Annotated in this window: 13 protein-coding genes and 1 pseudogene; all 14 read right to left on the bottom strand. The window is 42.6% G+C overall.

From position 1 onward, the window contains the following. Window positions 1-51 precede the first annotated feature (51 nt). Window positions 52-765, bottom strand: a pseudogene (locus C1E99_RS05685) (NADPH-dependent oxidoreductase). Further along, on the bottom strand, window positions 762-1,661 hold the full coding sequence (gene dnaI / locus C1E99_RS05675) for a primosomal protein DnaI (protein ID WP_105206896.1): 900 nt from the start codon (window positions 1,659-1,661) through the stop codon (window positions 762-764). Before dnaI ends, C1E99_RS05685 begins: the two are co-directional and overlap by 4 nt. Next, entirely contained in the window at window positions 1,661-2,812 is a 1,152-nt protein-coding gene (locus tag C1E99_RS05670) for a replication initiation/membrane attachment protein (RefSeq protein WP_105206895.1), read from the bottom strand. Before C1E99_RS05670 ends, dnaI begins: the two co-directional genes overlap by 1 nt. Next, window positions 2,799-3,290, bottom strand: a complete 492-nt coding sequence (gene nrdR, locus C1E99_RS05665; protein ID WP_105107285.1) for a transcriptional regulator NrdR — start codon at window positions 3,288-3,290, stop codon at window positions 2,799-2,801. The genes C1E99_RS05670 and nrdR overlap by 14 nt, the downstream gene beginning before the upstream one ends. A gap of 71 nt (window positions 3,291-3,361) precedes the next feature. Further along, entirely contained in the window at window positions 3,362-4,492 is a 1,131-nt protein-coding gene (locus C1E99_RS05660) for an AI-2E family transporter (RefSeq protein ID WP_105206894.1), read from the bottom strand. Window positions 4,493-4,834: 342 nt separating this feature from the next. Beyond that, a complete protein-coding gene (locus C1E99_RS05655; RefSeq protein ID WP_105206925.1) occupies window positions 4,835-5,524 on the bottom strand; it encodes a response regulator transcription factor in 690 nt (229 codons plus the stop codon). 80 nt (window positions 5,525-5,604) lie between these two features. Beyond that, window positions 5,605-7,032, bottom strand: a complete 1,428-nt coding sequence (gene gndA, locus C1E99_RS05650) for an NADP-dependent phosphogluconate dehydrogenase (protein WP_105206893.1) — start codon at window positions 7,030-7,032, stop codon at window positions 5,605-5,607. An 87-nt stretch (window positions 7,033-7,119) separates the two neighbouring features. After that, on the bottom strand, window positions 7,120-7,659 hold the full coding sequence (locus C1E99_RS05645) for a YceD family protein (RefSeq protein ID WP_029996835.1): 540 nt from the start codon (window positions 7,657-7,659) through the stop codon (window positions 7,120-7,122). 9 nt (window positions 7,660-7,668) lie between these two features. Then, entirely contained in the window at window positions 7,669-8,586 is a 918-nt protein-coding gene (gene trxB / locus C1E99_RS05640) for a thioredoxin-disulfide reductase (RefSeq protein WP_029996834.1), read from the bottom strand. 11 nt (window positions 8,587-8,597) lie between these two features. Then, window positions 8,598-8,822 carry a DUF4059 family protein gene (locus C1E99_RS05635; protein ID WP_105206892.1) on the bottom strand — a complete coding sequence of 75 codons (225 nt, stop codon included), beginning with the start codon at window positions 8,820-8,822 and terminating at the stop codon, window positions 8,598-8,600. 18 nt (window positions 8,823-8,840) lie between these two features. Further along, window positions 8,841-10,184 carry a DEAD/DEAH box helicase gene (locus C1E99_RS05630; RefSeq protein WP_024406634.1) on the bottom strand — a complete coding sequence of 448 codons (1,344 nt, stop codon included), beginning with the start codon at window positions 10,182-10,184 and terminating at the stop codon, window positions 8,841-8,843. A 115-nt stretch (window positions 10,185-10,299) separates the two neighbouring features. Next, on the bottom strand, window positions 10,300-11,298 hold the full coding sequence (mraY, locus tag C1E99_RS05625) for a phospho-N-acetylmuramoyl-pentapeptide-transferase (RefSeq protein WP_105206891.1): 999 nt from the start codon (window positions 11,296-11,298) through the stop codon (window positions 10,300-10,302). Between the two features lie 7 nt (window positions 11,299-11,305). Continuing rightward, window positions 11,306-13,555, bottom strand: coding sequence for a penicillin-binding protein PBP2X (gene pbp2X / locus C1E99_RS05620; protein WP_105206890.1), 2,250 nt, complete (start codon window positions 13,553-13,555; stop codon window positions 11,306-11,308). Further along, a complete protein-coding gene (ftsL, locus tag C1E99_RS05615) occupies window positions 13,555-13,878 on the bottom strand; it encodes a cell division protein FtsL (protein ID WP_002942683.1) in 324 nt (107 codons plus the stop codon). Before ftsL ends, pbp2X begins: the two co-directional genes overlap by 1 nt.

Below are 13,878 nucleotides of genomic sequence, written 5' to 3'. Positions count from 1 at the left end.
GTCTCCCAGACAGTTTGAGCGAGTACTAAAAGCAAACAAAAAGACTATAACTTACAATAGTTTATTTTTTTCTAATACAGCCCTCGTTTCAGGCTGCTCTGGCTGACCAAACTGGGCAACCATACGCTCCGACCAGGTTTCTGTCTGACGAGCACCTGCATAGTCTGACTGAACTTGGTCGTAGGCTTGGATTACTTCCAGGCCTTGCTCCACATATTCTTCCTGAAAGACAATGGCTTCACTTGCCAAACGTGGTTTGACAGGATGGTTTTGGGCTGGTCGACCCAAGGCAATGCAGAAAATTGGATAGGTATAATCTGGCAAGTTGAACAGCTCTGCTATTGCCAAGGCCTTATGGCGAATCATACCGATAAAGACCCCACCGTAACCCAGGCTTTCAGCTGCTAAAAGGGCATTTTGCCCTGCTAGGCTCGCATCAACAGAAGAAATCAGGAGATTCTCTGTCCCTTTGACATTAAAGTCTGAACCATGGAGCTGAGCCGCCTTGCTGGCACGGTTATGATCGCCCACAAAAACCAGAATGGCCTGAGCCTGTAAAATAGCTGGCTGGGGCACCAGGTCATAGAGTGCCTATTTTTTCTCCTCTGACTGCACCATAATGATGGAATAGGACTGGAAATTCTTCCAGCTAGACGCAGCTCGCCCAGCTGATATAATAGCTTGCAAATGTTCCGACTCAATGGGCTCTTCCGTAAAACGACGGACGGAAGTATGGTTCAGCATCAAATCAATGGTTTCATTCATCGGCGGTTCTTTCCTTTCAAATGCAAATCGCGAGCCAGATAGCGAATCCGCTCCATTACCCGTTTGGCCTGCCAGGTTTCATCACCAGACTTACCAGAGGCGAAATGACGCTCCAAATCATCAAAGGAGAAATTGGAGGTAAAGAAGGTCGGCAGATTTTCCTGCATGCGGTATTGAAGAATGACCTGCAGCACATCGTCACGTACCCAAGGACTATGTTGCTCCGCTCCTATGTCATCTAGCACCAAGACCTGAGCCATCTTGATTTCATCAATTCGCTCCTTGACAGAACCATCTTTGATGGCATTTTTTATATCGACAACAAAGGTTGGATAGTGGAGCATGGTGGTTGATTGAAGATGAGTCTTGGACAAGAGATTGGCTAAATAAGCCATCAAATAACTTTTTCCAATACCAAAGTTACCATAGATGTAAAGACCTTTTGGCTTTTCTTCAAAACGTTTGACAAAATCCGCAATGGCTAGCATGACTTCCACACGATTTTCATCGCTCTTATCAATAGCCGCCACGGTTACATTTTTCAAACTTGCTGGCATATTGATGAGCTGGATACGGTTCTTGATAGCTTCCAAACGACGGTATTCGACCAATTCTTCTGTCTCAAGATAGGAAACATCCGCATAGCCCTCATTCATGACCAAAACTGGTTGATATCCCTTAGCAATATAGGATTCATCCTGTTTGATAAAGAGGTCCCGCTGACTGATATATTCCAAAAACTTAGAAATGGAGAGGGTGATTTCCTGCTGGGTCAAACCTTCTTTTTTGATAAAAGCAGCGACTTCAGGATCACTCACTATCTCCTGATAGAGTTGCTGATAAGATTTTGGACTTGGATTGGTTGCCTGCGACAACCTGTCTTGTACTGATTTCATCAGCTACCTCCTTTGTTTTCCATTTCTTCTAATTCACGATAAAGGGCTGCCAGCTTGGCTTGACCTTCCTGCGTTTGTTCTTGCTGAACCTCTTCCTTACTCCAGTCAGGCACATTGGTTTTGGTTTCAGGCTTGGGTTTACTTTGTGGTTGACCAGCTTTCAAATCCCTGAGATAGACAACAGCTGCCTCTGCACTGCCAATTCCCTTGTAGGAAAAATCATTGCCCAGCTTCATAGCGTATTTTTCATTCAGATTGGCTGAGTCCACCTTGTTAAAGGTATAGAGGACCAAGACATTGATAACCTCGTCAAGAAGACCCAAATTGGCCAAATCCGTCAAGCATTTTCGTTCTGTTGCGGTCACAGCTGCCTTCCGTTGCTCCTTGATAAAGGACAGGAAGGTTAGACTGGATTTTGATTTCGCTTCACGAACAATGGCTTGTTCTTGGGCAGTGAGGTTGGCGCTTTCTGTTGGCAATGACTGACGTGACTGCTGAAGGCGTTTGGTCGAGATGGTCTGTCCAATAGCTGTTGCTTTAGCCTGACGATAGGTTTCCAACCAGGTCCAACCTGCCTGCTCTGCTATGTAACTAAGCGCAATAATATCCTCAGCTTCATCCTGAAAAAGTAGCTTGTCTTTGGCCATTAATGCCTTAAAGGCAGACCAATCAAAATCATGTTTCGGTTCAAATACAACTGGAGCCTGCCCATCCATGGTAAAGACCTGAGAAAATGTTTTTGAGATATTCTGTTCCCGATTTGGTTGGTGGACAAACAGATTTTCTACACTCGTTTCACCAATTTTTTTAGCAAGAATGTTTTTATACAAGGGCTTGTCTAAAAAACTTTTCACAGTCAATGGTGCCTGCAAAGCCAGACCAGTCAACTCTTCTGCACGGTACAGTTGCAGGAGCCCCATGGCCGTCAAGACATCCAAAGCTGTCTCTAATCGATTCATCCCAAAATCCATATGGTTAAGTACACTAGCCCATTTATAACGACCTTGGCCCTGATCGGCAAAACTATAGAAATAATAATAAAGTGCCAAGGCATCAAATCCAATAATGGGCTGGTAACATTGGCTAAGACTGACAATATCAGGAGTAAAGGGACTGGTTTTTATATAGGCAAACAGATCATTTGGCTTCATCTTTTGATCCCGTTTTTACCTTACTACCCTTGGAAATCATCTGTTTTAGGAGATTTTCCAATTCTTCCACATCCTTGAAGGAACGGTAAACAGACGCAAAACGCACATAGGTGATTTCATCCAATTCGACCAATTCTTCCATGACCAAATTCCCAATAACATCCGACTCGATTTCACTCTCCCCTTGAGCCCGAACTTTTTGCTCAATCCGATTGACTACTTCATCAATATCATCCGTTGATACAGGACGTTTTTGAGCAGATCGAATAATCCCATTGAAGATTTTCTCCCGTGAAAACTGCTCTCGCGTTCCGTCTTTTTTGACAACAACAAGGGTCTTTTCTTCAATCCGTTCATAGGTAGTAAAACGCTGACCGCATTGATCACAGGAACGGCGACGACGAATGGTATTGCCATCTTCAGCCTGACGACTATCAATGACACTTGATTTCAAACTCTGACATTTTGGACAACGCATACTCTTTCTCCTACATTAACTTTATCACTTCAGTATAGCATAAAATTAACAAAAATAAAAGAAAGCGAGAATTACTCACTTTCCATCAACAATTCGTCCTGTTTTTTCAATCGACTGGCAACCCATTCACGAACTAGGCGGTAGACAACTGCAAAAATTGGGGTAAAGAAGACCATACCAAGTAGACCAAACAGATTTCCACCAATCAAGGCTGCCGCAAGGGTAAACAAGGTCGGAAGACCAACTGATTGACCAACCACGCGCGGATAAATCACATTCCCTTCAATCAACTGAAGAATCTGGAAGAGTACGATAGACCAGAGTGCCAAGAGCGGATTTTGAACCGCCACAAACAAGGCACTAATCAGACAGGCTGTAAAGGGGCCAATGTAAGGAACGAATGATAAGACACCCGCTAAAATCCCCGCCATACTGGCATAAGGAATACCAGATAGGGAGTAACTGACAAAAACCAAGGTTCCAATAATACAGGCTTCCACAATCTGACTCATCAGGAATTTATCATAGGTATCGATAATCACTTCACCGATGTAGCTGATAACCCTTACCACTTTCGCAGGCAAGGTAGCTTGAAGGAATTGCCTTGTCATAGACTGCAAATGTTCCTTGCTTCCTAGAATTGCTAAGGTGAAGAAGAAGGCCATAACAAGCGTCATAGTATTTGAAAAAATTCCAGTGACATTTGACACCAAACCAGACAAGATTGGAGTTACCAGATTGGAAATAAAGGTAAGATTTTTTAATTGGTCTAACATTCCTGCAATTTGATCCCCAACCTGACCGGTCAAGAGACCATTTTCTTCTAAAAAGCTGGTCAAGGCATTGACTGATTTAGGAATAGCCGTACTGCTGACCGTTACCAATTGTGAAACAGTTGTCATCAATGTCGGCAATACAATCAATACAAGTCCAGTTACAATGAGCAAGAAACCAATCAATACACCAACGATTGCCAATGAGCGTTTTGATTTTTTTAGAAAGGATACCTTTTCCAACTGGTCCTCAATTTTTTTCATCGGCACATTTAATATAAAGGCAATAATGGCTCCGATAAACAAGGAATTCATACTACCAAGTAAGACACCTATAGCTCCATAGATACTCGACCAATTGAGAACCGCTAAAAGCGTTGCTCCCGCCAGTAAAATCAAAAGAACTTTTTCTTTAAATGATTTGTTCATTTTATCTCCAAAAAATTTTATGATTGGTTTCCAGTTTATCACAGGAATACAAAAAGGAGACTGGGCAAAAGCCCAGGACCACTACTCAGAGTTCGTGTCAACATCTCAGCGCAGTGGTTGATTGGCAGATTTGTTCGTGTTTTTCACTCCAAATCTGACCATCACGACTGTTGCGAACAAAGTTCGCTTCATCTCCAACCTCCAAAGGATCCCCGAACCTTTGGCGCTATGCGGGGGTGGGAGTGAAACAGTCTGGGGATAGACTGTTTCAGCTCAACAACTAGAAATAAAGACTTGTTGACGAACTCTTTTTGACCTAGTCGAGTTCTTTCCCACTCCCTTTTAATCTCTCATGGCATAACCAACACCACGAACTGTCTTGATGTAAGATGGCTTTCCAGCAACATCTAATTTTCCACGTAAATAGCGAATATAGACATCTACTACATTGGTCTCAGAAGCCGCCTCATATTTCCAAACGCGTTCAAGTAATTGCTCACGACTAACAGGTTCTGGGCTGTTCATCAATGTTGCCAGAAGGTCATATTCTCTCCTTGTCAAATTAATCAACTCATCTCCACGAGTGACTGTTCGATTCTGAAAATCAATCGTTAAATCACGGTAGGCTGCATGAAGTCGGACTTGTTTGCAATTATTGTCAATGAAGTCTCTACCACGAAAAATAGAGGAAATCTGCTCAACCAATTCACTAATGACAAAAGGTTTGACGACATAAGAAACTGCATAGGAGAGTACTTCTTCACCGTACCGAGTGACATCCTCAGAATCAATCGCAACGATGATAACACTGGCAGGTTTGATAGCCAATAACTCTCTAGATAAGTCTTTACTGGACATATCAGAAAGCTGAAAACTCATCAAAATCAAGTCAAAATCAGTTTCATGAGCTAGCTGAATAGCCTCCTCACCTGTTGAGGCATAGTCTACCAAATAGTCGTGTTTCTGTAACTCCATAGAAACAAAATGCGAAAGATTTCGTTCTCTTCCAGCGATTAAAATTTTCTTAGCCATTATCTCTTTCATTATTCTCTCTATCAATCGGAATGGCAAGCAACAAATTAGAAAGAAGGGCGCTCACACGCCCATCCTTTTTATTTTGATTCGCTATACCAATCGTAGTGGAAGACACCTTCTTTGTCTTTACGGTTATAAGTGTGAGCACCGAAGTAGTCACGTTGTGCTTGGATTAAGTTAGCTGGCAAGTTTTCTGCACGGTAGCTATCGAAGTAGGTAATAGCCGCAGAGAAGGTTGGAACAGGTACACCAGCCTGAACAGCCAAGCTTACGACATCACGAACAGCTTGTTGGTATTTAGCTGTGATATCTAGGAAATATTCATCCAAGAGCAAGTTTGCCAAGTCTTCATCACGTCCATAAGCATCTGTAATCTTTTGCAAGAAACGAGCACGGATGATACAACCTGCACGCCAGATTTTAGCGATTTCGCCAAATGGCAAGTTCCAGTTGTTTTCTTTAGATGCTACGCGCAATTGTGCAAAACCTTGTGCGTAAGACATGATTTTTGAGAAGTAGAGGGCCTGACGAATTTTTTCCACCAATTCAGCCTTGTCACCTTCGTAGGCAAACGGAGCTGGTTTTGGAAGAACCTTGCTTGCTGCCACACGCTCATCTTTGTAAGTAGAGATGTAACGAGCAAATACCGATTCTGTAATTAGTGACAATGGCACACCCAAGTCAAGTGATGATTGGCTAGTCCATTTACCAGTACCCTTGTTACCAGCAGCGTCCATGATGTAGTCAACAATTGGACCATCTTGACCTTGGTCATCCTTGCGTTTCAAGATGTCCGCTGTGATTTCAATCAAGTAGCTATCCAATTCGCCTTGGTTCCACTCAGTAAAGATGTCAGCCATTTCATCTACTGACAAGCCAAGCAAGTGTTGCATGAGGTCATAAGACTCCGCAATCAACTGCATATCGCCATACTCGATACCGTTGTGAACCATTTTTACATAGTGACCAGCTCCATCTGGACCGATATAAGTCACACATGGTGCTCCATCTTCTGGTGCTTTTGCTGAAATCTCTTCCAAGACATCTGCCACCAATTCGTAGGCTTCTTTTTGACCACCAGGCATGATAGATGGGCCTTCAAGGGCTCCTTTTTCACCACCAGATACACCTGTACCGATGAAGTTGATACCTGAGTTTGCCAATTCTTTTGAACGACGGATAGTGTCTTCGTAGAAGGTATTTCCACCGTCAATCAAGATGTCCCCTTCATCCAAGTGTGGCAAAAGAGCTTGAATGGTTGCATCTGTACCAGGACCAGCTTGAACCATAAGCATGATACGGCGTGGTTTTTCAATAGAAGCTACAAAGCTTTCTACATCGTAACTTGGGACCAAGTTTTTACCTGGGTTGCTTGCTACAACGTCTTCTGTTTTATCAGCAGAGCGGTTGTAAATGGCTACAGAATAGCCACGTGATTCAACGTTAAGTGCCAGGTTGCGGCCCATAACAGCCATCCCTACAACACCAAAATTTGCTTTTGTCATTTGTTTACTCCTCTAATTTGTATCCCCTTCATTATACACCGAATGGGGAAAGTTGACAAGAATTTTCAGATAATTTAACCATCCAAACTATTCTTCACTATCAAACAAGCCCTGCAATTGAGCAAAAGGACTGTTGGCTTCTTTTTTCTCTTGAGCTTTTTGTTGAAAATCTTCCTCAGTCATTAAAGCCCAGGCTTGACCAGATGGTAGGTCGGTTCCTGCCACTTCCTCCGGTGTCAAAACCTTGATAGGAATAGCTAGGAGAATATTATCCGCTACACTTTCTTCTAAGACGATGTGGTCATCTTCTACCACCAAAACCATATCCTCATCAATCAAGTCCTGCTCCTTGAGAGTAGCTTCATTGGCAACAAAGAGTTCATTAACCTCCTGCACTTCATGTAAAAGAACAGGCTGCAGGGAGCGGCTGGAAGCCAGGGTAATGTCGTAAGTCATCTGGTAGTCCAAGAAAAAGAAACCTGACTCAAAGCGAACATTTCCACTTACTTGTACAGGCGACAAGCCTAAAACTTCACTATTTCGAGCCTGCAATTCTTCCTGCAAGTCCAAGGTTTTCTCAAAGGAAATCCCATCTGGATTTTTCTGAATGTCGTAAATATGAAACATTGTATCCCCCTATTCAGCTAGTTCTGTGATGTAGTTATAGACTTCCTGACCGGCAACTGCCCCATTTCCAACGGCAGTCGCAATCTGGCGCAGTTGATTTTGGCGAATGTCACCGATGGCGTAAATACCAGATTTGCTAGTTGCCATCTTTTCATCTGTGATAATCCAGCCAGCCTCGTCCGTAATGCCCAAATCGGCAACCGAATCCGTCATCGGATCCAAACCAACATAGATAAAGACACCACCGAAGTCCAGTTCGCTAACTTCTTCCGTTTTCACATTTTTGATAACAACGCTTTGCACACGTAAGTCGTCGCCCTTGATTTCTTCCACGACGCTATCCCAGATGAAGTTGATTTTTTCATTGGCAAAGGCGCGGTCTTGAATGACTTTTTGAGCACGAAGTTGGTCACGGCGGTGAACAATGGTCACAGATTCCGCAAACTGCGTCAAGAATAGGGCTTCTTCGACCGCAGAATCACCACCGCCAACTACCAAGAGCTTCTGACCACGGAAGAAGGCTCCGTCACAGACGGCACAGTAGGAAACACCTCGGCTATTGTAGGTATCTTCACCTGAAACATCTAGCAAGCGGTGTTTAGCCCCCATAGCTAGAATGACCGTTTTTGTTTCCAAAACACCATCTTCTGTAATAACTTTCTTGATTGGTCCATCTTCTTCGATACGCACCAAGGTACCCAAAATGTGATCTACTCCGAATTTTTCCAGAGGTTCAAACATTTTTTCAGCCAAGGCTGGACCAGAAATATGGTCATAGCCTGGATAGTTTTCAATTTCAGCGGTGTTGTTCATCTGGCCGCCGTAAATTCCACGCTCCAAAAGTGCCACTTTTAGATTGCTTCGTCCTGCGTAGAGGGCAGCAGTCATCCCAGCAGGACCCGCTCCAACAACAATTGTATCGTACATATCTTTTCCTTCTATGCTTTAAACATTAACAAAATCCCCATGACCCCAAAAGCAAGTATTGGAATGGTCATGACGTTGATCATCAACAAATCAAACAAGAAATCTTGACGTGCCTGTGTTGTTTGATCGACTTTTCGACTGGCACGAGCGATAAACCAAACCAAACTAATACAAATAACGACTATTGCTGACACTAGCAAGCCTTGTAAATATAAACTGAGAATATTTTGTAACATAGTCTTCCCCAGTTCCCTTTAGAAGGTTTGGCGCTTGGCCTTACGTTCTGCACGGCCTTTAGCACGCGCCTCCACACGCTTGGTCTTACGACGCTTTTCATCAACAGCCCATTGAATTTTCTTCTTGTAGCCTGGCTTAACTTTTTTCTTTTTCTTCTTGACCAAGCCAATCATTTCCAAATCTAGTTTTTCACGCGATTTTTCACGGTTAGCACGGCGGTCACGGTCGTAGGTATCGACAAATTCCCCATTTTTCATTTCTTTTGGCAAGAATTTGATATTGAGCTTTTCTAACTCACGGATGTCCGCATCATCGCTTGGCTGATAAAGGGTAATGGCAATACCTGACAAACCATTACGACCCGTCCTACCCACACGGTGGACAAAGAAGGAAAGGTCCTGTGGAATAGCATCATTGATGACATGGCTGACGCCTTCAATATCAATCCCACGTGCTGCCAAGTCAGTCGCTACAATGTATTGATAATCCAAGTTCTTCACCTGGTTCATGATCCGCTTGCGTTCGCGTGGAGGAATATCTCCATGAATCTTTGCAACGCGTAAACCATTTGCCGTCAAATAGCTATGCAATTCATCTGCGCGTGTCTTGGTATTGACGAAAATCATGGCCAAGTACGGTTGCATGAGCTTGGTCACTTCCAAGATCTGCGCATTGCGGTCACGGCCCTTGGTTGAAATCAACCAGTTCTCAATAGTATCTGAAATCACCGTATGGGTCTTGATTTGTTCCATGACAGGATTAGACAAATACTTTTTCAAAAACGGTTGCAGTTTCTGCGGAATGGTGGCTGAAAAAACCATAAATTGCAAGTCTTTTGGCAGGCTACCAGCAATCTTATCAACTGTTTCCAAGAAGCCCATGTCCAAGGTCATATCAGCCTCATCCACTACAAAGGTTTTAGCCTTATGGATAGCCAAGTCACCTGATTTGACCAAGTCATAGATACGCCCCGGTGTCCCAACAACAATGTGAGGCTGACCAGCTTGGAGCTTGTCAATCTGACGGTTCTTATCCGTACCACCAACATAATTGGTCACACGAACCTCGATGTCCGAATGACTGGCCAACTGACGAGCTGCTTGGTAGATTTGAGTTGCCAGTTCTCGTGATGGTGCTGTAATAACAGCCTGAACCTGGTCCAATTCCTCATTTAGTTTTTGGAAAATCGGAATCAAGAAGGTATGGGTCTTCCCTGAACCTGTTTTTGATTCCCCAATCAAATCGCGGCCTGACAAAACAACAGGAATCAATTTCTCCTGAACCTCTGTCGGCTGAACAAAGTTAATTTCTTTCAAAGCCTCCTGAATGTAAGGCTTGAGTTTCATATCTGTAAATTTCATAGTTTCCTCTTTGGAACCTGTATGGACAGGCGAAACGACGACTGCAAATAGAGGTTCTTCATTTTACTGCCTACTATTATAGCACAAAAACAGCATTTCTGCTGTTTCTGAAAATCTATAGATAAAGAATAGCCAGGGTAATCAAGCTCATGACAAGTCCAACTGACCATAAAAAGAAGTCAACCTGCCATTCACTCCATTTTTCAGACTTACCAGTCAAACCACCTAATTCTAAATGGTGGTGGAAAGGAGTCATTCGGAAGATACGACGACCTTCTCCAAAGCGTTTTTTGGTGTATTTGAAATATGAAACCTGTAGCATAACGGATGACGTTTCAAGGACATAAACAAAGCCGATGAGGAGCAGGGTCCATTCCACACGAAGAGCGATTGAAATCGTAGCTAGCATGCCGCCCAGTGCTAGCGAACCGACATCCCCCATAAAGATTTTTGCGGGTTTGCGATTGTAGACGAAAAATCCAAGCAAGCCACCAATCATGGTTACACAGACCAAAAGAATGTCAAACTTCTGTTCCTTGTAGGCAATGACAGAATAGGCAAGCAAACTAATAACAACCGAAATGGAGGCCAAGCCATCAATACCATCCGTCAAGTTGACTGCATTTGAGAAACCAACCAACCAGAAAAGAACAAAGGGTAAATAAAGCATACCGAGATTGATGATTTGACCAAATACATTGAGTTCACCACCACCAGCAGCTCTTACATGGACAAAGTAGAAAACAAGTCCACCTAAAATCTGTAATGCTAATTTTTGTTTAGGGTTAAGACCTTCATTGATTTTTTTGAATATTTTCAAGAAATCATCCAAAAAACCGACCAATCCATAGAGTGCAAGGATGAAGAGAATAGCTAAAACACCACCAGTTAACATGTTAAGGCTAGCAGCAAAAATAAATGTAACTAAGATAGCAACAACGAGAAAAACTGTTCCCCCCATTGTTGGTGTACCTGCCTTAAATTGATGTTGTTTTACATCTTCGTGCATCTGTTGCCCTTCGATGCGTTTGGCTTGATAAAAAGTAATAAAGCGTGGTATCAGAATCACCGTTGCTAAAAAAGCAACCAATCCCGATAATAGTGAAAATTGCATTTTAATTTTACTCTCCTAGTGTAATCGTTATTTTTTTGTGTTTACTGATTTTTGTACCAAACTCAATACTCTGTTCAACAACCATCGAACCTGCTCCTTCATAAGTGACTTCAAGACCTAGCCATTCTGCAAGAATATCCATATTTTCTTTTGTCAAACCATATAAATCTGGCATATCCTCTACTGAATCTGTCAGCAAGAGAATTTGCTGGTTTGAAGTAAGATTTGTTCCAACATCTACGGATACTTTCTTTATTTCGGAACCATTCCCTACAATAACTGGCTGAATTAAATAACGACGCAATTCCTCAGCAGTTGTGCCTGGGCCTTGACCAATAACATCTGGTAACTTAAATTCTGTTTCATTTTCCACAAACTGCAATGAAGGAGCAACATTATCCAAGTTTAAATTATCTTTCAATAACATAGCCTCTTTCAGTATTGGATTAAATATATCCTCCCACTCCATTCCAGTATAGGATTCTGGCTCTCTCACGGTTGCATACATAATAAATTCTGGATCCTCAGCTGGAACCATGGCTACGACTGACTGAAAGTATTGACCATCAATGTAACCCGTTCCATCTTCCTTGGCAATCTGGGCAGTACCTGATTTTACTGCCACATCATAACCATTAACCTGAATAACAGGAGACATAGTCCACTTGTTATAGAGCGTACCAAAAACTGGATCAGTCCCAACTGTGATCATGTAATCCCGTGTATCTGAAGCTGCTTTTTCAGATACAGGATGGCCAACCACTTCAGGTTTGGCAATACGCACCGAATCGGAATTTGGATCATACAAGCCTGAGATGAACTTGGGTTGCAACATGGTTCCGTCATTACCAATAGCCGAGAAGGCCCGCAACATCTGGACCTGAGTCGCTGAAATACCCTGACCGAATGAAGACATGGTAATGGTTACGATGTTGTCGCCCGGCAGGAGGCCTGCACTTTCAGACCCCATTCCAAAACGTGTCGGATAGCCAAAACGGAACTTGGCTAGGTAATCCAACCATTTCTCATTGCCCATTTTTTGTTCCAACATGATCGTCCCGACGTTACTGGATAGGGCAAATGCCTGGGCCATATTGAGGGAAACAGCAGACTCTCCCCCATTGACCGTCCAGTCGTTAACCGTTGCATCCGCAATGGTATAGCCATTATTGACAAGCATCTGATTAGGATCAAAGACATTGCTATCGATTGCTGATGCCAAGGTCATGACCTTAATGGTCGAACCTGGCTCCATAGTGGCCTGATACAGAAGGGAGTACTGGAGCAAATCTTTATCAGCTAACCCTTCTTTTGTATCCGCATCATAGCTTGGTCGTTGAGTTGTTGCTAAAATTTCCCCAGTTTTGGCTGATACCAAGGTCGCACTGGCGTATTTCCCCTTTGTCTTATCAAAGAAAATATCCATGTTGGTTTCTAGCGAACGTTGCAAATCAGCAGATAGAGTCGTATAAACATCTTGACCATTTACAGTTTCTTGTTCTACATTTTCAGTACCTGGTAAAATCCGCCCCTGGCTATCTTTCTCATAAAGTACTTTACCATCTTGACCTGCCAAAATATCATTAAGGTAGTATTCCATACCGCTCACACCCTGTAAACTATGACTACCATCCTTGTTTTCAACCGGGTTAGCCAACCCCACGAAAATTGAAGCAAAATTTCCATTTGGATACATTCGTCCTGGACTGGCATTAAAGGCAATCCCCTTTATACCCGCGGTCTTCATCTCCTCTTGGATACTAGACATTGTACTGTAAGAAATATTCTTCCCTAGTGTACCAAAATAGACTTGTTTTAATTCTGGTTGATTTAATTGCTGATTGACATAGTCTGTCTCCATACCAAGGTACTTATTTAGTATTTCTGCAACCTTGCTAAATTGTGTTGCTTCAACATACAAGACTTCTTTAAATTCTGAAACATAATCTGTGTCTATAATTGCATAGATTGTGTAGGTGGTAGAATCTTCTGCAATTGGAATTCCGGTTCGATCATAAATTGTACCACGTCTCGCTTGTACAGTCACTTCTTGTTGATGAACAGCATCTGCCCTCTCAGAAAGCGACACACCTGCTTTACTATCCGTTCCAATAATGAGCGCAAAATTACTCAAAAAAAGAAAAAAGATGAAAACCGTCAAGAGTAGTAGATTCTGCCCTACTTTCTGACGATTTTTTGTTGGAACATATCTTCTTCGTAAAACATACCTCAAAAGTCGATTGTTTCTTCTAGACATCACTCTGCTACTCCAATATTGTCATTATTAAATGTTAATCCTACTTTTTCAGCTATTTCCATTAATCGAGCAGATCTTGTTAGCTCATTTTTTGCCTGCTTTGAGTCATTCAGTTCTACTTGTTTTTGGTTAATGTCTTGATTCACTTTCGCCAAGTCTGATTGAACTTGCAAAAGTCTCGCCTGCATAAAAATAATACCAACAGCCAATGCCAGACCTGAAATTACAATACTAGAATAGAAGGCTCTTTCAACACGAGTAAATGTCTTGATTTTGTCACCAATTACTCGCATGGTTGCTTCTCTACGTTTCTCTTGTACCAT

It is taken from the genome of Streptococcus suis, from assembly GCF_002964045.1.
GTDB lineage: Bacteria > Bacillota > Bacilli > Lactobacillales > Streptococcaceae > Streptococcus > Streptococcus suis_U.
The sequence above is the reverse complement of the archived record's forward strand: the minus strand, read 5'-3'. Positions and strand labels throughout refer to the sequence as shown.